The sequence below is a fragment of the Xanthomonas sp. A1809 genome, from assembly GCF_017746015.1.
In the GTDB taxonomy this organism is placed as follows: Bacteria; Pseudomonadota; Gammaproteobacteria; order Xanthomonadales; family Xanthomonadaceae; genus Xanthomonas; species Xanthomonas euvesicatoria.
Genome location: NZ_JAGHWZ010000002.1, coordinates 35440 through 56992 on the forward strand (window position 1 = coordinate 35440; position 21553 = coordinate 56992).

Genomic DNA, 21553 nt, shown 5'->3' on the forward strand with positions numbered 1-21553 from the left:
CACGCGTGCCGGCCCCTCTCCCGCTGGGAGAGGGTTGGGGTGAGGGCAGGGGCAGCCCGGATTCTCCGAATTGCCTCGCCCTCATCGAGCGGGCGGCGCGCCACCCTCTCTTGGCGAGAACGGAACGGCTGCAGTCTTCAGCCGTGAGTTGTGGCGACGCTGCCACTAGCAGGAGTAATCCACCTCACTGGCACGCAGCTGTCAGATCAGCCGATGCATCTCAGCCGGCCGGTTGCAGATCCGCTTGCTTGGAATACTGGCGCAGCCATTGGCTGACATGCGCATCCTTGCGGTACTGCCGCATCAACCTGGCCAGGCGTTCCGGTGCCGGCGTGCAGAACTGTGCCACGGCGACTTCGATTTCGTGCCGGCGGTCGGCGTCATACGGCTCTTCGCCGGCGAAGTGCTCGCAGGTGTCGTAGTCGTCGACCAGTTTGCGCACATCCTCCGGCATGCCGCACAGGCCTGCCGGATGCTGCAGCCATTCGTCTTCCACCTTGGGATCGGTGCAGGCCACCGGCGCAGGCGTTGCGGCCTGCGTCGGTGTTTGTTGCACGCTGCAGGCCGCCAGCACACCCACGGCCACGACAACAGCAACGCGACGCATCAGTCGGCGCGACCGGCAAATTCGCCCGTGGTGGTGTTGACCAGCACGCGTTCGCCATTGGTAATGTACTCGGGCACCATGATTTCCATGCCGGTGTTGAGCTTGGCCGGCTTGGGCCGCTTGGTGGCGGTGCCGCCCTTCAATTCCGGCGGAGTCTCTACCACTTCCAGCGTCACCGTCTGCGGCAGTTGTACGGCCACCGGCTGGTCGTCGATCACTTGCACATAGATGCCGGTCAGACCATCGGTGATGTAGCCGGCGTCGGTGCCGATCACGTCCGCATCCAGCGTGTACGGGGTGAAGTCTTCGTCGTCCATGAACACGAACGCTTCGCCATCCTTGTACGAGAACGTGGACTGCCGGCGCAGCAGCTCCACTTCCGGCAGGTTGTCGTCGGCATCGAAGCTGGCGTCGGTTTTCACCCCGCCCGGCACGCTGTACATGATGAAACGAAAGCGCACATTGCCGCCGCGGCCCTGCGGCGAGCTGCGTTCGATGTCGCGGATCTGGTAAATGCCGCCGTTGTATTCGACGACGTTGCCTTTCTTGATGTCGTTGGCTTTCATGGGAATCGGGAGTAGGGAATGGGAAATCGAAAAAGCCGGGGCCGGGGTGCTGAGAGCAGGGCGCCGTTACGATTCCCCATTCCCGATTCCCCAATCCCCGCTACTTGGGTACCAACCGCACGCCGCCGTCCAGGCGAATCACTTCGCCGTTGAGGTAGCGGTTGCGCAGGATGAAGGCGACGGTGTCGGCGTATTCGTCGGGCTGGCCCAGACGCGAGGGGAACGGGATGGAGGCGGCCAGCGATTGCTGCACGGCCTCGGGCATGCCGTCGACCATCGGGGTCCAGAACACGCCCGGCGCGATCGTCATCACGCGGATACCGAAGCGCGCCAGTTCGCGTGCCATCGGCAAGGTCATGCCGACCACGCCGCCTTTGCTTGCCGCATACGCTGCCTGGCCGATCTGGCCCTCGAATGCCGCCACCGAGGCGGTATTGACGATCACGCCGCGCTCGCCGTCATCGCCGGCGGTGTTGTGTTGCATGACATCGGCAGCGGCCTTGGCCACGTTGAAGCTGCCGACCAGATTCACCAGCACGGTGTTGCGGAAGGTGGCCAACGGCATCGGCGCTTCCTTGCCCAGCACGCGACCGGCGCCCAGGATGCCGGCGCAATTCACCACCAGGTTGAGCCCGCCCAGCGCCTGTGCAGCCTGCGCCACATTGGCGGCCACCTGCGCTTCGTCGGTGACATCGGTGGCGAAGTAATGCGCGTTGCCGGCACCGAGCAGCGCCAGCGCCGACTCGGCCTTGTCGGCGTTGACATCGAACAACGCGACCTTGCCGCCGTCGACCACCAGACGCTGTGCGACCGCCAGGCCGAGGCCGGAAACGCCGCCGGTGACGATGGCAAGAACAGAAGAGGGCTGCATGCGGTGGTTCCCTAAAATAGCGTTGGTGGCCGGTGTTGGCGGCAAACGAACGATCGGCGGAGCGGTCGGCAATTCTAGCCCAAGCCCCTGCGTGATCGCGGTGGTCGGTGATGCACGATTGCGCGGGCAGGAAAACCTCAGCCGGCGGCAGCCAACGCCTTGCCGACCTTGCTGCCGGTGTCGCGACCGAGCAGCTGCGCCAGCCAGCGGCCGGTGCGGGCCAGGGCAGGCAGGTCGATGCCGGTGGGCATGCCCAGCCCCTGCAACAGGTACACCACGTCTTCGCTGGCGACGTTGCCGCTGGCGCCCCTGGCATACGGGCAGCCGCCCGCACCGGACACGGCCGCATCGATCACGCGTACGCCTTGCTCCAGGCATGCGGCGATATTGGCCAGCGCCTGCCCATAGGTATCGTGGAAATGCACCGCCAACGCCTGCATCGGCACCGCCTGCGCCACCGCGGCCAGCATCTGACGCGCCTTGACCGGCGTGCCTACGCCAATGGTGTCGCCCAGCGAGATTTCATAGCAGCCGAGTGCGTGCAGACGTTGCGCCACATCGACCACATCGGCCACCGGCACTTCGCCCTGGTACGGGCAGCCCAGCACGGTGGAGACGTAGCCGCGCACGCGCACACCATCGAGCGCGGCCTGCTGCAGGATCGGCCGAAAGCGTTCGATCGATTCGTCGATGCCGGCGTTGGTATTGGTGCGATTAAACGCCTCCGACGCCGCGGTGAAGACCGCCACTTCCTGCGCCCCGGCCGCGCGTGCGCGTTCGTAGCCCTGCAGGTTGGGCACCAGCACCGGATATGCGATGCCCGGCACCTGCGCGATGCCGGCAAACACCTCGGCGGCGTCGGCCAGCTGCGGTACCCAGCGCGGGCTGACGAAGCTGGTTGCTTCGATCGTGCGCAGCCCGGTGGCCGAGAGTTGATCGATCAACGCGATCTTGTCGGCAGTGGCGATCGGCTGCGCTTCGTTTTGCAGGCCATCGCGTGGGCCAACTTCGACAATGCGGACGAAGTCGCTCATGCGCTCACATCGCGGCGCGCATGACGTCGTGCAGGCATCGCCGCAACCGCGTGCGGGGTGGCGGCCGAATGCGCGGACAAGGAAACCAGGGACATCGGAAAGAGACTCATGCGGGGAGGTGGCAGACCGCTTCGCAATTGTGGCCATCGGGATCGAGCACGAAGGCGCTGTAATAGTGTGGGTGGTAATGCGGGCGCAGCCCGGGCGCGCCGTGATCGCGGCCACCGGCGGCCAGCGCAGCACGATGAAACGCATCCACGCTGTGGCGGTCGCTCGCCGTCAGCGCGACATGGGTGGTGCCCGGCGCCTGCGCGTGGGAGCCCAGCCAGAGAAACGGGCGCTCGGTGCCGAAGCCGGCATGCGCGCGGCCGCCGGTTTGCGCGGCCGTCAGTTCCACCAGCAGCGTAATGCCCAGGGGCGCCAGCGCGGCCCGGTAGAACGCGGTGCTGGTTTGCAGGTCGCTGCAGGCCAGGCCGATATGGTCGATCGCGCTCACGCCATGCTCTCCGGCATCCACGCGGCGCTGCGCTTGTCCAGAAACGCACCCAGGCCTTCCTGGCCTTCGGGCGACACGCGCAGACGGGCAATCAAGGCCGCATTGGCGGCATCGATGGCATCGCGGTCGGCAGTTGGCAGCACCGAGCGCACCAGCGCCTTGGCGCTGCTGGTGGCCAGCGGCGCCGCTGCCAGCAACAGGCGAACCTGGCGTTCCACTGCGATATCCAGCTGGTCGGCGGCCACCAGCTGGTGCAGCAGACCCAGCAACTGCGCGGTGCCGGCATCGAAGATCTCGGCGGTTGCGAACCAGCGCCGCGCCTGGCGCGCGCCGATCGCTGCAACCACATAGGGCGAAATGACCGCCGGCAGCAGGCCGAGCTTGCTTTCGGTCAGGCCGAAGCGCGCCTCGGTACAACCGATGGCGATATCGCAACACGCCACCAGGCCGACACCGCCGCCGAAAGCAGCGCCGTTGACGCGCGCGATGGTGGGCTTGGGCAGTTCATCCAGGGTGCGCATCAGCTGCGCCAGCGCCAGTGCGTCGGCGGCGTTCTCGGCTTCGCTGGCGCTGGCCATGCCGCGCATCCAGTTCAGGTCTGCGCCGGCCGAAAAGGCCGCGCCATCACCGGTCAGCACGACGACGCGGACCTGCGACGCCCGGCCCGCCTCGCGTAATGCATCGGTCAACGCCGCGATCAGCGTCGCATCGAAGGCGTTATGTACTGCGGGCCGATGCAATCGCAAGGTGCGGACCGCTCCGTGGTCTTCGACGATCAAGCCGGTGTCCTGCATTGCGTACGTCCATGAATGGGATGCGAACCATGATAGCGGGCCGGGTCGCCGGAGCCATGACGCGGTGCGTCGATGCTAGAATTGAGAACCATTCCTAACAATCAGGCCGTCTTTGTGACGCTGTCCGACATGCCTTTGCATCGCGCCGCCATCGTGGACTCCGTGGAGGATCGTCTCCCCAACGACACGATCGCCCGGCGCTTGCGGGAGTTGGGGTTTGTCGCGGGCGAGGAAGTCACGGTGCTGGCCACCGGGCCGGTCGGCCGCGAACCGTTGTTGGTGCAGGTGGGCTATACGCGTTTTGCCCTGCGGCGCAGCGAGGCTGCGCGCGTGCAGGTGCGCCATGCGGGAGGATCGGCATGAGCGCGGCCACCGTTCCGCTGCGTCTGGCGCTGGTTGGCAACCCCAACAGCGGCAAGACCGCACTGTTCAACCAGCTGACCGGCAGCCGGCAGAAAGTGGCCAATTACACCGGCGTCACCGTCGAGCGTAAGGAAGGCCACTTCCGCGCACCGTCCGGGCGCGACTTTGCGGTGCTGGATCTGCCCGGCGCCTACAGCCTGCAACCGGCGAGCCTGGACGAGGCGATCACCCGCGACCTGTGCCGTGGCTTTTATCCGGGCGAGCCGGCGCCGGACGTGCTGGTCTATGTGATGGATGCGACCAATCTGCGCCTGCATCTGCGCTTTGCGTTGGAACTGCGCGAGCTCGGCCGGCCGATGATCGTGGCGCTGAACATGATGGATGCCGCACAGCGACGCGGCATTGTCATCGACCTGCCGGCGCTGGAGCAGGCGCTCGGCGTGCCGGTGGTCGAAACGGTGGCGGTGCGGCGCGGTGGTGCCAAGGTGCTGGTCGAGCGGCTCGACGCGCAGGCGGCACGCCTGACGGCGCCCGCCGCCAATCCGCCGGCCGACGGTAATTATCACGCGCTGGTGCGGCAGATCCTGGGCGCAGCGGTGACCATGCCCACCCGCACCTCGCGCGTGGACGATGCGCTGGACCGCTGGCTGCTGCATCCGATCTGGGGCCTGGTCACGCTGGCGGTGGTGATGTTCATGATCTTCCAGGCGGTCTATGCCTGGGCTGCGCCGGTCATGGACCTGATCGACGGCGGCACCGCCGCCTTGGGCGAGTGGGTCGGCGCGACGTTGCCGGAAGGTCCGCTCAACAGCTTGCTCAAGGATGGCGTCATCGCCGGGCTGGGCGGGGTGATCGTGTTCCTGCCGCAGATCCTGATCCTGTTCGCCTTCATCCTGGCCTTGGAAGAATCCGGCTACCTGCCGCGTGCGGCGTTTCTGCTCGATCGCATGATGTCGGTGGCCGGTTTGTCGGGGCGCTCGTTCATTCCGCTGTTGTCGAGTTTTGCCTGTGCGGTGCCGGGCATCATGTCCACGCGCAGCATCCAGGACCCGCGCGACCGGCTCGCCACCATCATGGTCGCGCCGCTGATGACGTGTTCGGCGCGGTTGCCGGTGTATGCGTTGTTGATCGGCGCCTTCATTCCGCAGAAGACCGTGTGGGGCATCTTCAACCAGCAGGGACTGGTGCTGTTCGGTCTGTACGCTGCGGCCATCGTCAGTGCGCTGCTGGTCTCGTGGACGATGAAGAAATGGCGGCGCGACAAGAGCGAGCACCCGTTGATGCTGGAGCTGCCGTCCTACCGCGTGCCGCAGGTACGCGACTTGGCGCTGGGGCTGTGGGAGCGCGCCTGGATCTTCCTCAAGCGCGTGGGCGGCATCATCCTGGCGCTGACCATCCTGCTGTGGTTCCTGCTGTCGTTTCCCGAGGCGCCGGCCAATGCCACCTTGCCGGCAATCGACTACAGCTTCGCCGGTCGTATCGGCCACGCAATGGCAGTGTTCTTCGCACCGCTGGGCTTCAACTGGCAGATCTGCATCGCATTGATTCCCGGCCTGGCCGCACGCGAAGTGGCGGTGGCCTCGCTGGCCACGGTGTACGCGTTGTCTGCTGCCGACGACGACGCGGCAGCGCAGGCGTTGTCGCCGTTGATCAGCGACGGGTGGTCGCTGGCTACCGCGCTGTCGCTGCTGGTCTGGTACATCTACGCACCGATGTGCATCTCCACGCTGGCCACGATCAAGCGCGAAACCAACTCGTGGAAGCAGATGACCATCAGCGCGGTGTACCTGTTCGCGCTGGCCTACCTGGCGTCGCTGGTGACCTACCAGCTGGCCGTGCTGCTGGGGGCCGGCTGAGATGACGCTTTCGCTTACGCTGCAATACCTGGTGATCGCCATCGCAGTGCTGGTCAGCCTGTGGGTGGTGATGAAGAAACAGTTTCCCGGTGTGCTGCGTCGCCTGCGTGGCGCGCTCGCGCTTGGGCTGCTGCGCAGCGGGCGGCCGGCATGGGTGCAGGCACTGGGGCGTCGCGTAGCACCGCCTGCCGCCCAAAACGTCTCCGCCTGCGGTGGTTGCGACAGCTGCGGCCCGACACCGCCCCGCAGCCATTGACCCCCGTCGTCTGGTCTACACTTGCGCGGCCGCAGGACGCGGCCAGACAAGGGGGCGGTGATGCGTTTGCTGGTGTTGTTGGCGGTGCTGGCCGCCGTTGCGGGTCTCTATAACTATGGCGGCAACGCGCTCGACGAGAAGCAGGTGCGCGATTTCTATGCCGCGCACGACAAGGCGATGTTGAGCCAGGACGGCGAGGCGCTCTGCGCAATGACCGCGCCGGAATTCGAAATGGTGGTGCTGTACCGCATGGATTCCCATCAGCAGCGGCAGACCGCCAACCGCGAGAAATATTGCAAATCCAACGGCGAATGGGCGCAGGTGCTGCGGCAGATGAGCCACGTGGCCGATCCGGAAGAGCTGATCGACTACAAACAGTCCATCACCAAGATCGATATCGCCGCAGACGAACATTCGGCGATGGTCGAAACGCGTGCCACGCTCGGTCTGCCGGGCGTGCGCATGACCTTTCGCACACGCGACAAGGTGATCCGCAAGCGCTGGAAGACGCTCATCGCCCACAGCGAAGGCACGGCCTGGGTCGGCCCGGCGTATCAATAAGCGCAGCTGACCAAGCGACTGCGCTTGCCCCAGCGGCGCGGTCGTCGCTGGATGCGGCCTGTGCGATGCGGACAGGGCAGCTGCAATGCGCGCTCCACGGTTGGCTGGCGATTGCCGGCGACGTGCTGCCGGTCTCCCGGCTCCGTGCCGGGCCAGGCGAGCGGCCAGCGCTCCGTCGCTGCACTGCACAGCGCCGCAACCACTGGCGTTCGCTATGCTTGCGCCATGACGACTTCCTTCCAGATCTCCCGACGTGCGCAGGCGCTGACCAGTTCGGCGATTCGCGAAATCCTCAAGGTGACCGAACGGCCGGAGGTCATTTCCTTCGCTGGCGGCCTGCCGTCGCCGGCCACCTTTCCGGTGGAGCGCATGCGCGCTGCCAGCGACAAGGTGCTGCGCGACGCCCCGCAGGCGGCCTTGCAATACGGCCCAACCGAAGGTTATGCGCCGCTGCGCGAATGGGTGGCCGCGCGGCTGAGTCGCGATGGCGCCAGCATCCGGCCCAGCCAGGTGCTGATCACCACCGGCTCGCAACAAGGCCTGGACCTGCTCGGCAAGGTCTTCATCGACGAAGGCAGCAAGGTGTTGGTGGAAACGCCGAGCTACCTGGGCGCGCTGCAGGCGTTTTCGTTGTTCCAGCCCGCCTTCGTTGGCATGCCCTCGGACGAGGACGGTGTGGTGGTGGATGCGCTGGATCCGGCGCTGCTGGCCGATGCGCGCTTTCTGTACTGCCTGCCGAATTTTCAGAATCCCACCGGCCGGCGCTTGCCGCTGGCGCGTCGCCAGGCCTTGGTGGCGCGTGCTGCCGAGACAGGCGTGCCGATTGTCGAAGACGACCCGTACGGCGAGCTGTACTACAGCGGGCAGCCGTTGCCGAGTCTGTTGTCGATGAACCCCGAAGGCGTCATCTACATGGGCTCCTTTTCCAAGGTGCTCGCGCCCGGCCTGCGGCTGGGCTACGTGGTGGCGCCCGAAGCGGTGTTGGGCAAGCTGATCCAGGCCAAGCAGGCGGCCGATCTGCATACCCCATCGTTTACCCAGCGCGTGGTGTACCAGACACTGCAGGACGATTTTCTCCAGACCCATATTCCGCAGATCCGTGCGCTGTACGCGCGCCAGTGCAGCCTGATGCTGGAGGCGCTGGACCGGCACTTCCCGTCGCAGGTGCAGTGGAATCGCCCGGAGGGCGGCATGTTCTTGTGGGTGACCTTGCCGCCAGGGTTGGATGGGACCGCGTTGCTGGCGCGGGCCATCGCACGCAATGTCGCGTTCGTACCCGGCGCGCCGTTTTTCGCCACCTTGCCGCAGACCAATACGCTGCGTCTGTCGTTCGTCACCGTACCGGGCGAGAAGATCGATGCCGGCATCCAGGTGCTGGGCGAGTTGCTGCGCGAGGCGCTGGCCGAATTGCCAGGGCTGGGTGCGTGACGATGGCGACCGCAGAGCAGGGTGCGCCGATCGCGATCAGGATCGACCACGTCGCCATCGGCAGCGCGCGCGACTTCACTCGACCTGGCAGCCGCAGTGCGATCGACAAACGTCCGCTGCAGGGAGCGGTGCAGGTCGGCCTCGAAGGCCTGGAGGGCGACGAGCAGGGCGACCGGCGCGTGCATGGCGGGCCGGACAAGGCCATCCATCATTACCCGCGCGATCACTACGCCGCCTGGCGCGACGAACTTGGTCCGCACGTGCTGCTGGAGGCGGCAGGTGCCTTCGGCGAAAACCTCAGCAGTGTGGGCGTGACCGAAGCCGATGTCTGTCTTGGCGATCGCTTCACCTTGGGCACGGCGGTGGTGGAGGTGTCGCAGTTGCGACAGCCGTGCTGGAAGCTGTCGGACCGTTTTGGTGTGCGCGAGCTGGCGCGCCGTGTACAGGAAACCGGCCGAACCGGTTGGTATTACCGCGTGCTGCAGCCGGGCAGCGTCGCGGCCGGCGACCTGCTGACCCTGCAGGCGCGGCCGCATCCGGATTGGCCGCTGTCGCGTCTTCAGCAGGTGCTGTACGCCCGTCAGGTCGATGTTGCAGCTGTCACCGCGGTATTGCAGCTGCCGCTTGTGCCGTCCTGGCGCACGCTTTTCGAACGCCGCCTGCAGCGTAGCGAAGTGGAAAGCTGGAGCAAGCGGCTGGAAGGTGTCGGCGATTAGAGCGCGTTATGCACGTTGGGATGGGGTGCGTCGGCCGCCAGCGGCACGGAGCAAATGCGGAGCGGCGCCGGCTTGGCTGGCGCCAACGCAAGCCGCGCGGCGCGCGCTCCGTGCCGCTGGCGGCCAACCCTCCGGGAAGCGCCCTCTGACGCGCCGATGCCGCGTTGCGCGCCTTGCCCAGGAGGCCAGCCTTGGTAAGGCGCACGCCTTCTTAACGCGCCACGGGACGCTTCGCGCTCACCGCAAGGCGCATAAAACGCTCTAAGCGCGGCTGACAAAGCTGCTGCGCAGTGTCAGGCGGATGTGGTCGCTGCGTCCTTGGCTAATGCAGCACGTCACGCGCTTGCGCCGCGCAGTCCACGCCCGCGTGACGATGGCGCGCTACGTTGCGATAGCCACGCGTAGAGCGGCCGACATCACCGCTTACATGGTTGGGTGCGTGCCGGGTGCGGAGTCGGCAAAGTCCGGTTGCATTCCCGCGGCTCGCTACTTCTCAGCACCCATCCAGGAGCCGTTCGCCAGGCCTCGTCGCCCGCCCCGAAGGCGACCGGTCGCCTCACCACGCAATGCCGCATCGTGCGCAATGCGGCGCCGCGGTGACGACTCGCTAATCGCAAATCCCCAATCCCGGCTATCGTGTACCACCCCCATCGCCAAACCAGCCGCCGCCATGACAACCTCTGCTGTGAAAGTTCTGATCCACGGGGCCTCCGGGCGGATGGGCAAGGCGTTGCTGCGATTGGCCGCCGAAGACCAGACCTTGCAGGTGGTTGGCGCCGTGGTGGGCCGCTCGCCCTCCCAGCGCGTGGTCGATGGGGTGCCGTTCTTCGCTGCCAGCGAACTCGGCGGCGCGCCTGCGTTCGATGTGGCCATCGATTTCAGTCTGCCGCAGGGCTTCGCACCGATCCTGGCGTTGTGCGCACAGCGCGGCAAGCCGTTAGTGTCCGGTACTACCGGGCTCGACGAGGCGCAGCGTGCGGCCTTGCGCGATGCCGCCCAGCAGATCCCGCTGGTGTGGGCCTCCAACTTCAGTCTCGGCGTTGCGGTGCTGACAGAGCTGGTGGAGCGCGCGGCCGGCACCTTGCCGGGTTGGGACTGCGACATCCTCGAAGCGCATCACGTGCACAAGCAGGACGCGCCCTCCGGCACCGCGTTGACGCTGGGCGAAGCGGCGACCGGCAGCGGCGCGCAGCCGCGCTATGTCAGCTTGCGTGCCGGCGACATCGTCGGCGAACACACAGTGCAGTTCACCGGGCTGGGCGAGCGGGTCGAACTGGTACATCGCGCAACCAACCGCGACATCTTCGCGCGCGGTGCCCTGCATGCGGCCAAGCGGCTGATCGGCAAGCCGGCAGGCAGCTACCGCGTGCGCGATCTGGTGCTGTAAGCACGCCTGCAGCCATGCATGAACGGTAGCCGCACGCCGCGGCCTATTCATGCCTCGGCATTGCTGCCGCGACTGCATCCGGTGCTCTTCAGACTGGCATGGCGGGGCAGTTGCCTTTACAATTCTCGCTTGCCCGAACCAGCGTCGGACCGGTCCCCAGCACCGCGTCCGCGCTTTGCTGCAACCGGAATTTGGCCGGGAGCGCATCGGAGTCCCAGGCAGCCAGAGCGAGACCCCCACGTGACCCAACCCGCAATCCTTGTCCTCGAAGACGGCACCGTGTTCGAGGGCGAATCCGTAGGCGCCAACGGGCTTTCCGTCGGTGAAGTGGTGTTCAACACCGCCATGACCGGCTACCAGGAAGTCCTGACCGATCCCTCCTACGCCCGCCAGATGGTCACGCTGACCTATCCGCATATCGGCAACACGGGCTTCACCGATCAGGACGACGAAGCCCGCAAGATCTGGGCGGCCGGCCTGATCGTGCGCGATGTGCCGCGCCGCCCCAGCAACTGGCGCAGCCAGGTGGCCTTGCCGGAATGGCTGCAGGCCCGCGGTGTAGTCGCCATCTCCGGCATCGACACCCGCAAGCTGACCCGCCTGCTGCGGCAGAAGGGCGCCCAGAACGGTGCGCTGATGGCGGGCGAGATCGACGTCGAAAAAGCACTGGAAGCGGCGCGCAAATTCCCCGGCCTGAAAGGCATGGATCTGGCCAAGGTGGTCTCGACCGAGAAGACCTACCTGTGGACCGAGGGCCAGCTGGATCTGGATGCCAACGCCTTCGTCAGCGTGCCGGCCAAATACAAGGTCGTGGCCTACGACTACGGCGTGAAGCTCAACATCCTGCGCATGCTGGCCGAGCGCGGCTGCGACGTCACGGTGGTGCCGGCGCGCACGCCGGTGGCAGAGGTACTGGCGCTGCAACCCGATGGCGTGTTCCTGTCCAATGGCCCGGGCGACCCGGAGCCGTGCGACTACGCGATCGATGCGATCAAGGAATTGATCGCGCAGAAGGTGCCGACCTTCGGCATCTGCCTGGGCCATCAGTTGCTGGCGCTGGCCGCCGGCGCCAAGACGCTGAAGATGACCACCGGCCATCACGGCGCCAACCACCCGGTGCAGGATCTGGACGGCGGCCGGGTGATGATCACCTCGCAGAACCACGGTTTTGCGGTGGATGAAAGCACCTTGCCGGCCAATGTGCGGGTGACCCATCGGTCGTTGTTCGATGGCACCAACCAGGGCATCGCGCTCACCGACGCACCGGCGTTCTCGTTCCAGGGCCATCCGGAAGCCTCGCCGGGACCGCGCGATGTGGGGCCGTTGTTCGATCGGTTCGTGGATCTGATGGCGGCACGCGCCTGATGAAAACGGGGCTGGCCTCGCTGCCGCGCACACGCCATTGGCGGGTGTTTGCGTTGGCGATGCTGGCGCTGTCCGCGTATCCGGCCTTCGTGTTGGTTGCGGTGTATTCGCAGTGGCTGGGTTCAGGCCTCCCCGGCGGGCGCAACGGCCCGGCCGATGCCTACCGACACAGTCTTGCGAGCGCCATCGTCGCCTACAGCTTGTCCCCGCGTTGCGTGGATTGGGTGACTGCCGTGATGGAACGCGGTGGCGTTGGCACGCCGAGCCGCGCGATGGATGCGCATAACAACGGGATTGGCGCGCGCATCGGCGCCGCCGCTCCCAGCTGGGCCGCGATGCAGCGAGAGGTTCGCGCCGCGGTCGACCATGGCGCGATCAATGCCCGATCGCCCGACCAAATTACCTGGCTCGCCGCTACGGCGTGGCAGGACCGACTTTACTGAGGACCCCCATGCCAAAGCGCACCGACCTTAAAACCATCCTCATCATCGGCGCCGGCCCGATCGTCATCGGCCAGGCCTGCGAGTTCGACTACTCCGGCGCGCAGGCGTGCAAGGCGCTGCGCGACGAGGGTTACCGCGTGGTGCTCGTCAACAGCAATCCGGCCACCATCATGACCGACCCGAACATGGCAGACGCCGTGTATATCGAGCCGATCAACTGGCAGACGGTCGAAAAGATCATCGCCAAGGAAAAGCCCGATGCCCTGCTGCCGACCATGGGCGGGCAGACCGCGCTGAACTGCGCGCTGGACCTGGCCGACCACGGCGTGCTGGAGAAGTACAACGTCGAGCTGATCGGCGCCAAGCGCGAAGCGATCCGCATGGCCGAAGACCGCGAGCTGTTCCGCGTGGCGATGGGCGAGATCGGGCTGGATTGCCCGACGGCGGCGGTTGCCCACACGCTGGAAGAAGCGCTGGAGATCCAGACCCGCGTCGGTTACCCGACCATCATCCGCCCCAGCTTCACCCTGGGCGGTAGCGGCGGCGGCATCGCCTACAACCGCGAAGAGCTGATCGAGATCGTTGGCCGCGGCCTGGAACTGTCGCCGACCACCGAAGTGCTGGTGGAAGAATCGGTGCTGGGTTGGAAAGAATTCGAGATGGAAGTGGTGCGCGACACCGCCGACAACTGCATCATCGTCTGCGCCATCGAAAACCTGGACCCGATGGGCGTGCACACCGGCGACTCGATCACCGTGGCGCCGGCGCAGACGCTCACCGACAAGGAATACCAGCGCCTGCGCGATGCCTCGATCGCGGTGCTGCGCAAGATCGGCGTGGATACCGGCGGCTCGAACGTGCAGTTCGGCATCAGCCCGACCACCGGCCGCGTGGTCGTCATCGAAATGAACCCGCGTGTGTCGCGTTCCTCGGCGCTGGCCTCCAAGGCCACTGGTTTTCCGATCGCCAAGGTCGCCGCCAAGCTGGCAGTGGGCTACACGCTGGACGAATTGAAGAACGAGATCACTGGTGGTCTGACCCCGGCCTCGTTCGAGCCGTCGATCGACTACGTGGTCACCAAGATTCCGCGCTTTGCGTTCGAAAAATTCCCGCAGGCCGATGCGCGCCTGACCACGCAGATGAAGTCGGTGGGCGAGGTGATGGCGATGGGCCGCACCTTCCAGGAATCGCTGCAGAAAGCGCTGCGTGGCCTGGAAACCGGCAAGATCGGCCTGGATCCGACCGGCCTGGACCTGAGCAGCGAAGACGACATCGCCACGCTCAAGCGCGAGCTCAAGGCACCGGGCCCGGAGCGTTTGTTCTACGTGGCCGATGCGTTCCGTGCCGGCATGACGGTGGCCGATGTGTATGCGCTGTCGTTCATCGACCCCTGGTTCCTGGACCAGATCGAAGAAATCATCAGCCACGAACAGCAGCTGGCCGACGACGGCATGGCGGCGCTGGATGCACCGCGCCTGCGCATGCTCAAGCGTGCCGGGTTCTCCGATGCGCGCATGGCGCAGCTGATCGGCAGCAACGAAGAATCGGTGCGCACGTTGCGCCGCGCGCTGAAGGTGCGGCCGGTCTACAAGCGCGTGGATTCGTGCGCTGCCGAATTCGGCACCAGCACGGCCTATCTGTACTCGACCTACGAGGACGAATGCGAGGCGCTGCCGACCGATCGCGACAAGATCATGATCCTGGGCGGTGGCCCCAACCGCATCGGCCAGGGCATCGAGTTCGATTACTGCTGCGTGCACGCGGCACTGGCGCTGCGCGATGATGGTTTCGAAACCATCATGGTCAACTGCAATCCGGAAACCGTCTCCACCGATTACGACACCTCCGACCGCCTGTACTTCGAGCCGCTGACGCTGGAAGACGTGCTGGAAATCGTCGAGCTGGAAAAACCCAAGGGCGTGATCGTGCAGTACGGCGGCCAGACTCCGCTGAAGCTGGCGCGTGCGCTGGAAGCCAACGGCGTGCCGGTGATCGGTACTTCGCCGGACTCGATCGACCTGGCCGAAGACCGCGAGCGTTTCCAGCAGTTGGTCGACAAGCTCGGCCTGAAGCAGCCGCCAAACCGCATCGCCCGCAATGCCGAAGAAGCCTTGGTGCTGGCACGCGAAATCGGCTACCCGCTGGTGGTGCGCCCGAGCTACGTGCTGGGCGGCCGTGCGATGGAAATCGTCTACGGCGAGTCCGACCTGGCGCGCTACGTGCGCGATGCGGTCAAGGTCTCCAACGATTCGCCGGTGCTTCTGGACCGCTTCCTGGACAATGCGGTGGAAGTGGACGTGGACATCATTGCCGACAAGGACGGCAACGTGCTGATCGGCGGGGTGATGGAACACATCGAGGAGGCCGGCGTGCATTCGGGCGATTCGTCGTGCTCGCTGCCGCCATATTCGCTCTCGCCGCAGACCCAGGCCGAGCTGCGTCGCCAGGTGGTGATGCTGGCCGAAGGCTTGAACGTGGTCGGCCTGATGAACACCCAGTTCGCGGTGCAGGTCAACGAAGCGGGCGACGACATCGTGTACCTGCTGGAAGTGAACCCGCGTGCCTCGCGCACGGTGCCGTTCGTGTCCAAGGCGATCGGCATGCCGCTGGCCAAGATCGCTGCACGTTGCATGGCCGGCAAGACGCTGGCCGAGCAGGGCGCCACCAAGGAAATCGTGCCGGACTATTACTCGGTGAAGGAAGCGATCTTCCCGTTCGCCAAGTTCCAGGGTGTGGACCCGATCCTCGGGCCGGAGATGCGCTCCACCGGCGAGGTGATGGGCGTGGGCCGCAGCTTCAGCGCCGCGTTCGCACGCGCGCAGGAAGCCGGTGGCATCAAGGCGCCGCCGGTCGGCAAGGCCTTCGTCTCGGTGCGCGACCCGGACAAGCAGCGCGTGCTGCCGGTGGCGCAGGCGCTGGTGGAGCGTGGCTTCACGCTGGTGGCCACGCGCGGTACCGGTGCGTGGCTGCAGCAGAACGGGCTGAGCTGCGAAATCGTCAACAAGGTGGCCGAAGGCCGCCCGCACATCGTCGATTCGATCAAGAACGGCGAGATCGTCTACATCGTCAACACCACCGAAGGTCGCGCCGCCATTTCGGATTCGTTCTCGATCCGCCGCGAAGCGCTGCAGCATCGCGTGACCTATTCGACCACTGTCGCCGGCGCCAAGGCGCTGGTGCAATCGCTGGAATTCCGCGGCACCGGCCCTGTGTGGTCGCTGCAGGAACTGCACAAGGAGCTGGAAGCATGAGAGCACCCATGACATCGAAGGGCGCGCAGCGCCTGCGCGAAGAGCTGGAGCATTTGAAGTCGGTCAAGCGCCCCGAGGTGATCAATGCGATCGCCGAAGCGCGTGCGCACGGCGACCTGAAGGAAAATGCCGAATACCACGCCGCGCGCGAGCAGCAGAGCTTCATCGAAGGCCGCATCAAGCAGCTAGAAAGCGAGCTTTCGCATGCCGAAATCATCGATATCACCAAGTTGTCGGCCGGCACCAAAATCGTGTTTGGCGCCACGGTGACGCTGGCCGATACCGAAACCGACGAAGAGAAGCGCTACCAGATCGTTGGTGATCTGGAGGCGGACATCAAGATGGGCCTGATCGCGATCTCCTCGCCGCTGGCGCGCGCGCTGATCGGCAAGCTGGAAGGCGATTCGGTGACCATCGATGCGCCGGCCGGCCAGCGCGAGTACGAAGTCGTCAGCGTCGCCTACCTGGACTGACCGGCATCACTGCGCGATGACCACCGCCACGCTGCTGCTGCCGGAAAAACGCCGTCTGCCCGGAACCCTGGGCGACACGGCAGTGGCGCGTGCGCTTGCGCGCGCCGACGGACACAGCGCCGATGCCGGCGAAGTGGCGCAATTGCAGCGCCATTTCAGCCTGACCCCGGCGCACTGGCCAGTGGCGGCGTTGACGCGCCAGCTGGATGCCGGCGATGCCGCCGGCGCCACCTGGGTGCGCGCGGATCCGGCCTATGTGGTGCCGGACATGCAGGGTGCGCGGCTGATGGGCTACGGCGAGGCGCTCGGCCCCACCGCCGACGATCTGGCGGTGCTCTTGCCCATCCTCAAGCCGATGTTCGGCGATGCTGGCTTTCTGCTGGATGCGCCCACGCCCTCGCGTTGGTATCTGCGCCTGTCGCCGGATGCGAAGTTGCCGGACTTCGCACCGCCGGATGTCGCCATTGGCGACGACTTGTTCGAGCACCTGCCGGCCGGCGACAGCGGGCGCCGCTGGCGGGCCCTGCTGACCGAAGCGCAGGTGCTGCTGCATCAACATCCCTGGAATGAAGGTCGCGTCGCCAGCGGCAAGCCGGCCATCAATTCGCTGTGGTTCTGGGGTGGCGGCGTCCTGCCGCACGCGGTGAGTTCGCCGCATCGCCAGGTGCGCAGTCGCGAATCGCTGCTGCGCGCGCTGGCGCTGGCGGCAGGTGCCGATGCGCAGGGCGAACAACGCGTCGATGCGCTGGTGGATCTGCGTCATCTGCGTTCGCTGCAGCAGTTCAGCGACGATGCGGTGGCGCCGCTGCTGGCGGCGATGGCGCGCGGCGAACTGGATCGGCTGGTGCTGGACTTCCAGGACGGCGAAAGCGTAGCGCTCACGCATGCGCAGCGCTGGCGTTTCTGGCGCAAGCCGCGGGTGCAGCTGGCGCAATGACGTCGCCTCCGCGGATCGTCCGGCGCCCCTCCGGGCAGGCCGGCAGCTGGCCCGATACCATGTTGCCGCTGCTGCGTCGCATCTATGCAGCGCGTGGCGTCACCGATGCGCAAGGCGCGCAGCCGCGACTGGGCCAGTTGTTGTCGCCGGAATTGCTGCACAACAGCGGCGTGGCCGCCGAGCTACTGGCCGATGCGATCGCGCAGCAACGGCGCATTCTGGTGGTGGGCGATTTCGACTGCGATGGCGCCACCGCCTGCGCCGTAGGTGTGCGCGGCCTGCGCATGCTCGGTGCGCTGGATGTGCACCACGCCGTGCCCAATCGCATGGTGCACGGCTATGGCCTGTCGCCTGCGTTGGTCGACGAACTGGCGGCGTTGCAGCCGGATGTGCTGGTCACCGTCGATCACGGCATCGCCTGTCACGCCGGCGTGGCCGCAGCCAAGGCGCGCGGCTGGACGGTGCTGGTCACCGACCACCACCTGCCGGGCGAGATGCTGCCGCCGGCCGATGCGATCGTCGACCCGAACCTGGCCGAAGACACCTTTCCCAGCAAGACCCTGGCCGGGGTCGGGGTGATCTTCTATGTGTTGCTCGCATTGCGCAGCGTGTTGCGCAAACGCGGCGCCTTCGCCGGGCGCGCCGAGCCGGATTTGTCGGTGCTGCTGGATCTGGTCGCAGTCGGTACCGTTGCCGATCTGGTACCGCTGGACACCAATAACCGTGCGCTGGTGTCGGCCGGATTGCGTCGCCTGCGTGAGGGCAAGGGCTGCATCGGGTTGCGGGCCTTGATCGATGCCAGCGGCCGCGATGTGGCGCGGTTGAGCGCCAGCGATATCGGGTTTGCGCTCGGGCCGCGCCTCAATGCCGCCGGTCGGCTCGAGGACATGGCGCTGGGCATCGAACTGTTGCTCAGTGAAGACTGGAGCCAGGCCCGCGAGATCGCCGGCACGCTGGAAGAGATCAACGCCGAGCGCCGCGCGGTGCAGCAGTTGATGACCGACGATGCCGAGCACGCCGTCACCAAGGTGGTGCTGGATGGCGATGGTGCATTGCCGATCGCCGCATGCCTGTTCGATGCCGAATGGCACCCGGGCGTGATCGGTCTGGTGGCCTCCAAACTCAAGGACCGCCTGCACCGCCCGGTGATCGCCCTGGCACCGGCCGAGCCGGGCAGCAGCCAGTTGCGTGGCTCGGCGCGTTCGATTCCCGGCCTGCATATCCGCGATGTGCTGGCGGCGGTGGACGCGCGGCATCCCGGGCTGATCCAGAAGTTCGGTGGCCATGCGATGGCGGCCGGGTTGAGTATCGACCATGCGGTATTGGCCACGTTCGAGCAGGCCTTCCTGGCGCAGGTGACGGCGATGGTGGATGCCTCGCTGCTGCATGCCCAATTGCACAGCGACGGCGAACTGGCCGCGCACGAACTCGATCACCTGCATGCCGAAGCGCTGCGCGTGGCCGGTCCGTGGGGGCAGGGCTTTCCAGAACCGCTGTTCGATGGTCAGTTCGAGGTGCTGCAGCACCGCGTACTCAAGGACCGCCACCTCAAGTTGACCCTGCGGTGCCCCGGGCGCGCCGAGCCGCTCAATGCCATCCACTTCAACGGCTGGCGCGGCAGCGACCCAGCGCGCTTGGTGCGGCTGGCGTATCGGTTGGTCGCCGACGACTACCGCGGCGGCACGGCGGTGCAGTTGATCGTGGAGCATTGCGAGCCGGTGACCGTCACTGGCTGATCTGCGATCTGATCGCCGCCCAGGTTTGTGACAGTCGCTTGGCGTCGTCTCGAACGTGCGATTGGCGAGATTGTTACGACGCGACTGCCGTAACACCGAGCCGGCGCGGCGCAGCCTGCGTGCGCCCACGCAAGCCGAACAACGGCCGCAACCAACGCACCCGCCGGATCACGTACTCATGCAGCGCCAGACAGCCGATCACCGTGGCGGCGATCACCAGGATCGGTTCCAGCCAGGCGTTCAACTGCAACGGCATCAACCAGTACAGCGCCACAATGATCAGGCTCTGATGCAGGATGTACCAGGGGAACACCGCTTCGGTGCAATACGGCAGCCAGTGGAACGGCTGGTTCAAACGCTGCTTGGCCCAGCCCAGCAAGGCCAGCAGCGCCAGCCAGGTGTAGGCCGCGCGTGGGTGTGTTCCAGGCTTTCCCATGGCAGCGCGGCCAATGCCGGCGGCAGCTGCGCGGGCTGCACGTGCATGCCCAGATAACGAATGCCCAACTCTGTGGTAATGGCCAGCACCGCAGTGACCAGGGTGAGCCAGCGCAGTTGCACGGCCAGCTGCCAGAAGCGTTCGCTGCGTGCCAACAGATAGCCCAAGAGGAACAGCGGGAACGATTCGGCATGCACGAACCAGTCGCCCACCAACGCATGGGTCGGCGGATGGCGCGGCATCACCCACATCACGCAGAACGCTTCCCACAGGATCGGCAACACCAGCAGGGCGGGCACCACCACTGCGGCGGGAAGCGGCGGTAAGGCCGGCAGCCGCACCAGCCTGGCCAGCGACACCAGCGCCATCAGGGCCACCGTGTAGGGCAGCAGGTAGGCCAGGTACCACAGGTGATTCCAGGTAATGCCGTGTTCCCAGCCATCGAAACTGCCGGCCGGCCAGGGGCGCACCTGCCAGTAGCGCAGCAGGAAGCTGCCGAAGCCGGTGGCGACCTTGCCCTTGCTCACGCCCTGGCAGTAGGCCTGCACCGCCACCACCACGAACATGCCGAACAGCAAGGGCGGCAGCAACCGCCCGCAACGACGCAACGCGAAGCGCCACGGCGCGGCTTGCGGCTGCGACAACCCGATCGCAATGCCGGAGATCATGAACAACAACGGCATGCGCCACCGGTTGAGCACGATCATCGGCCACTGCAGCCACTCGGCCGTGTGCACGCTCTTGAGGTGGAACCCCCAGTCGGACACATAGGCCATGCCCACGTGGTAGAGGATCAGCAGGGCGAAGGCGAAAACGCGCAAGGCGTCGATATCGTGGCGGCGCTCGGTCATGGTCGGTAGCTGGTGAAGAAGTGGATGCATCCTGCCCGCGGCCCCGCTCCAGCAGTGGTGTCAGGGGTGGAAAGCCCGGCCCGCAGTGACCAGTCGTGCCCACCCGGGGACGAATCGGGATGGCAGGGATGGCGGTTTCGCCTTGCCGCGCAGGCCTCTATGATCGGCAGCTGCCAACAGCGGACGTGTGCAATGCAATCGACCGGGACGCGCCCGCCAATCCTCCACGACAGCGCCAGCCGCGCTGCCACGCGCTGGGCGGTGGTGATCTGGTCGCTGGTGTTCTATCTGAGCGCGCTGGGCAACGTCTGGACCGCCTGGCTTGCCGCGCGCCGCGATGGCCAGCCCATCGTGGTGTGGCAGGTGCTGAGCTGGGAGCTGAGCAGCGCCACCGCAGTGCTGTTGCTGTTGCCGGCGGTGGTGTGGCTCTGCGCACGCTGGCCGTTGCATGCCGATGTCTGGGTGCGACGCCTGCCGGCGTATGTGATGGCGGCACTGGGCTGGTGGCTGCTGCATGTCGCTGGCATGGTGGTGCTGCGCATGCTGGTCTATGCCCTGGCCGGCGCACACTACGATTTCGGCGGCTGGCTGCAGTGGGTCTACGAGCTGTCCAAGGACCTGCGCACCTTTGCGCTGCTGGTGGCGGTGCAGCACACACTGGCCTGGTACGCACGGCGCCGTCAGGGCGAGGCGCACCTGCTCGCCGCACCTGACGAAGGCCCGCCAGTGGAGCCGCTGGATCGCCCGGAGCGTTTTCTGGTGCGCAAGCTGGGACGCGATTTCCTGGTCGCGACCGCCGATATCGAGTGGATCCAGGCCTCGGGCAACTACGTCAACCTGCATGTGCGCGGTCACGATTACCCGTTGCGCAGCACCATGGCGGCAATCGAGGCGAAGCTGGACCCGGCCGTGTTCGTGCGCATCCACCGCAGCTATCTGGTCAATCTGGGGCAGGTGCAGGCGATCGAGCCGTCCGATTCCGGCGACGCGCGCGTCCATCTGCGCGATGCCAGCGTGCTGCCGTGCAGTCGCAGTCACCTGGCAGGTCTGCGGACCCATGCCGGGCAGGGCGCTGCTGCTCCGAGACCTGACGCACTGGTGGTCTGACCCCTGCTGCGCGCCCGGG

The 21553-nt window shown here is 66.4% G+C and carries 20 protein-coding genes and 1 pseudogene; 14 read left to right on the top strand and 7 right to left on the bottom strand.

Annotation, left to right across the window (positions count from 1 at the left end; genetic code table 11):
* Positions 1 to 220 precede the first annotated feature (220 nt).
* The 6 genes from J7396_RS00695 to J7396_RS00720 form a co-directional block, all read right to left on the bottom strand.
* Entirely contained in the window at positions 221 to 607 is a 387-nt protein-coding gene (locus J7396_RS00695) for a hypothetical protein (protein ID WP_209260812.1), read from the bottom strand.
* Positions 607 to 1173: an elongation factor P-like protein YeiP gene (gene yeiP, locus J7396_RS00700; RefSeq protein ID WP_008571463.1), complete on the bottom strand. Its 567-nt coding sequence runs from the start codon at positions 1171 to 1173 to the stop codon at positions 607 to 609. The genes J7396_RS00695 and yeiP overlap by 1 nt, the downstream gene beginning before the upstream one ends.
* 100 nt (positions 1174 to 1273) lie before the next feature.
* Positions 1274 to 2044 carry an SDR family NAD(P)-dependent oxidoreductase gene (locus J7396_RS00705; RefSeq protein WP_011347201.1) on the bottom strand — a complete coding sequence of 257 codons (771 nt, stop codon included), beginning with the start codon at positions 2042 to 2044 and terminating at the stop codon, positions 1274 to 1276.
* Between the two features lie 137 nt (positions 2045 to 2181).
* Positions 2182 to 3078 (bottom strand): hydroxymethylglutaryl-CoA lyase, encoded by an 897-nt coding sequence (locus J7396_RS00710; RefSeq protein ID WP_008571466.1) that lies wholly within the window; start codon positions 3076 to 3078, stop codon positions 2182 to 2184.
* 106 nt (positions 3079 to 3184) lie between these two features.
* The gene (locus J7396_RS00715; protein WP_008571467.1) at positions 3185 to 3574 is read right to left on the bottom strand and encodes a VOC family protein; all 390 of its coding nucleotides are present in this window, start codon (positions 3572 to 3574) and stop codon (positions 3185 to 3187) included.
* Positions 3571 to 4368: an enoyl-CoA hydratase-related protein gene (locus J7396_RS00720; RefSeq protein ID WP_029819287.1), complete on the bottom strand. Its 798-nt coding sequence runs from the start codon at positions 4366 to 4368 to the stop codon at positions 3571 to 3573. The genes J7396_RS00715 and J7396_RS00720 overlap by 4 nt, the downstream gene beginning before the upstream one ends.
* A 114-nt stretch (positions 4369 to 4482) precedes the next feature.
* Here J7396_RS00720 and J7396_RS00725 point away from each other — a divergent pair, with 114 nt between their 5' ends.
* From J7396_RS00725 to recJ, 13 genes are all read left to right on the top strand, one after another.
* Positions 4483 to 4731: a FeoA family protein gene (locus J7396_RS00725; protein ID WP_003486267.1), complete on the top strand. Its 249-nt coding sequence runs from the start codon at positions 4483 to 4485 to the stop codon at positions 4729 to 4731.
* Positions 4728 to 6587 (top strand): ferrous iron transporter B, encoded by a 1860-nt coding sequence (locus J7396_RS00730; protein WP_031422431.1) that lies wholly within the window; start codon positions 4728 to 4730, stop codon positions 6585 to 6587. Before J7396_RS00725 ends, J7396_RS00730 begins: the two co-directional genes overlap by 4 nt.
* Before the next feature lies 1 nt (position 6588).
* Entirely contained in the window at positions 6589 to 6843 is a 255-nt protein-coding gene (locus J7396_RS00735; RefSeq protein WP_008571471.1) for a DUF6587 family protein, read from the top strand.
* 60 nt (positions 6844 to 6903) lie between these two features.
* A complete protein-coding gene (locus J7396_RS00740; protein WP_008571472.1) occupies positions 6904 to 7404 on the top strand; it encodes a hypothetical protein in 501 nt (166 codons plus the stop codon).
* Positions 7405 to 7629: 225 nt separating this feature from the next.
* Positions 7630 to 8832, top strand: a complete 1203-nt coding sequence (locus J7396_RS00745) for a PLP-dependent aminotransferase family protein (RefSeq protein ID WP_209260813.1) — start codon at positions 7630 to 7632, stop codon at positions 8830 to 8832.
* Positions 8829 to 9548: an MOSC domain-containing protein gene (locus J7396_RS00750; RefSeq protein WP_033478477.1), complete on the top strand. Its 720-nt coding sequence runs from the start codon at positions 8829 to 8831 to the stop codon at positions 9546 to 9548. The genes J7396_RS00745 and J7396_RS00750 overlap by 4 nt, the downstream gene beginning before the upstream one ends.
* 670 nt (positions 9549 to 10218) lie before the next feature.
* The gene (gene dapB / locus J7396_RS00755; protein ID WP_071118603.1) at positions 10219 to 10935 is read left to right on the top strand and encodes a 4-hydroxy-tetrahydrodipicolinate reductase; all 717 of its coding nucleotides are present in this window, start codon (positions 10219 to 10221) and stop codon (positions 10933 to 10935) included.
* 240 nt (positions 10936 to 11175) lie between these two features.
* A complete protein-coding gene (gene carA / locus J7396_RS00760) occupies positions 11176 to 12300 on the top strand; it encodes a glutamine-hydrolyzing carbamoyl-phosphate synthase small subunit (RefSeq protein ID WP_029819292.1) in 1125 nt (374 codons plus the stop codon).
* Positions 12300 to 12743: a hypothetical protein gene (locus J7396_RS00765; RefSeq protein WP_078537339.1), complete on the top strand. Its 444-nt coding sequence runs from the start codon at positions 12300 to 12302 to the stop codon at positions 12741 to 12743. The genes carA and J7396_RS00765 overlap by 1 nt, the downstream gene beginning before the upstream one ends.
* An 8-nt stretch (positions 12744 to 12751) precedes the next feature.
* The gene (gene carB, locus J7396_RS00770; protein ID WP_029819293.1) at positions 12752 to 15994 is read left to right on the top strand and encodes a carbamoyl-phosphate synthase large subunit; all 3243 of its coding nucleotides are present in this window, start codon (positions 12752 to 12754) and stop codon (positions 15992 to 15994) included.
* 8 nt (positions 15995 to 16002) lie between these two features.
* A complete protein-coding gene (greA, locus tag J7396_RS00775) occupies positions 16003 to 16467 on the top strand; it encodes a transcription elongation factor GreA (RefSeq protein WP_003486289.1) in 465 nt (154 codons plus the stop codon).
* Positions 16468 to 16483: 16 nt separating this feature from the next.
* The gene (locus J7396_RS00780; protein WP_008571480.1) at positions 16484 to 17404 is read left to right on the top strand and encodes a hypothetical protein; all 921 of its coding nucleotides are present in this window, start codon (positions 16484 to 16486) and stop codon (positions 17402 to 17404) included.
* Positions 17401 to 19140 (top strand): single-stranded-DNA-specific exonuclease RecJ, encoded by a 1740-nt coding sequence (recJ, locus tag J7396_RS00785; RefSeq protein ID WP_031422444.1) that lies wholly within the window; start codon positions 17401 to 17403, stop codon positions 19138 to 19140. The genes J7396_RS00780 and recJ overlap by 4 nt, the downstream gene beginning before the upstream one ends.
* A gap of 73 nt (positions 19141 to 19213) precedes the next feature.
* Here recJ and J7396_RS00790 read toward each other — a convergent pair.
* Positions 19214 to 20427 (bottom strand): annotated as a pseudogene (locus J7396_RS00790) (acyltransferase family protein).
* 159 nt (positions 20428 to 20586) lie between these two features.
* Here J7396_RS00790 and J7396_RS00795 point away from each other — a divergent pair.
* Positions 20587 to 21534, top strand: coding sequence for a LytTR family DNA-binding domain-containing protein (locus J7396_RS00795; RefSeq protein ID WP_029819297.1), 948 nt, complete (start codon positions 20587 to 20589; stop codon positions 21532 to 21534).
* The last annotated feature ends 19 nt before the right edge of the window (positions 21535 to 21553 follow it).

What these genes read in the sequence shown, in the direction of transcription:
- J7396_RS00695 (WP_209260812.1), bottom strand. Translation starts at nt 607, where the DNA reads ATGCGTCGCGTTGCTGTTGTCGTGGCCGTGGGTGTGCTGGCGGCCTGC.
- yeiP (WP_008571463.1), bottom strand. Translation starts at nt 1,173, where the DNA reads ATGAAAGCCAACGACATCAAGAAAGGCAACGTCGTCGAATACAACGGC.
- J7396_RS00705 (WP_011347201.1), bottom strand. Translation starts at nt 2,044, where the DNA reads ATGCAGCCCTCTTCTGTTCTTGCCATCGTCACCGGCGGCGTTTCCGGC.
- J7396_RS00710 (WP_008571466.1), bottom strand. Translation starts at nt 3,078, where the DNA reads ATGAGCGACTTCGTCCGCATTGTCGAAGTTGGCCCACGCGATGGCCTG.
- J7396_RS00720 (WP_029819287.1), bottom strand. Translation starts at nt 4,368, where the DNA reads ATGCAGGACACCGGCTTGATCGTCGAAGACCACGGAGCGGTCCGCACC.
- J7396_RS00730 (WP_031422431.1), top strand. Translation starts at nt 4,728, where the DNA reads ATGAGCGCGGCCACCGTTCCGCTGCGTCTGGCGCTGGTTGGCAACCCC.
- J7396_RS00735 (WP_008571471.1), top strand. Translation starts at nt 6,589, where the DNA reads ATGACGCTTTCGCTTACGCTGCAATACCTGGTGATCGCCATCGCAGTG.
- J7396_RS00740 (WP_008571472.1), top strand. Translation starts at nt 6,904, where the DNA reads ATGCGTTTGCTGGTGTTGTTGGCGGTGCTGGCCGCCGTTGCGGGTCTC.
- J7396_RS00745 (WP_209260813.1), top strand. Translation starts at nt 7,630, where the DNA reads ATGACGACTTCCTTCCAGATCTCCCGACGTGCGCAGGCGCTGACCAGT.
- dapB (WP_071118603.1), top strand. Translation starts at nt 10,219, where the DNA reads ATGACAACCTCTGCTGTGAAAGTTCTGATCCACGGGGCCTCCGGGCGG.
- J7396_RS00765 (WP_078537339.1), top strand. Translation starts at nt 12,300, where the DNA reads ATGAAAACGGGGCTGGCCTCGCTGCCGCGCACACGCCATTGGCGGGTG.
- carB (WP_029819293.1), top strand. Translation starts at nt 12,752, where the DNA reads ATGCCAAAGCGCACCGACCTTAAAACCATCCTCATCATCGGCGCCGGC.
- greA (WP_003486289.1), top strand. Translation starts at nt 16,003, where the DNA reads ATGACATCGAAGGGCGCGCAGCGCCTGCGCGAAGAGCTGGAGCATTTG.
- J7396_RS00780 (WP_008571480.1), top strand. Translation starts at nt 16,484, where the DNA reads ATGACCACCGCCACGCTGCTGCTGCCGGAAAAACGCCGTCTGCCCGGA.
- recJ (WP_031422444.1), top strand. Translation starts at nt 17,401, where the DNA reads ATGACGTCGCCTCCGCGGATCGTCCGGCGCCCCTCCGGGCAGGCCGGC.
- J7396_RS00795 (WP_029819297.1), top strand. Translation starts at nt 20,587, where the DNA reads ATGATCGGCAGCTGCCAACAGCGGACGTGTGCAATGCAATCGACCGGG.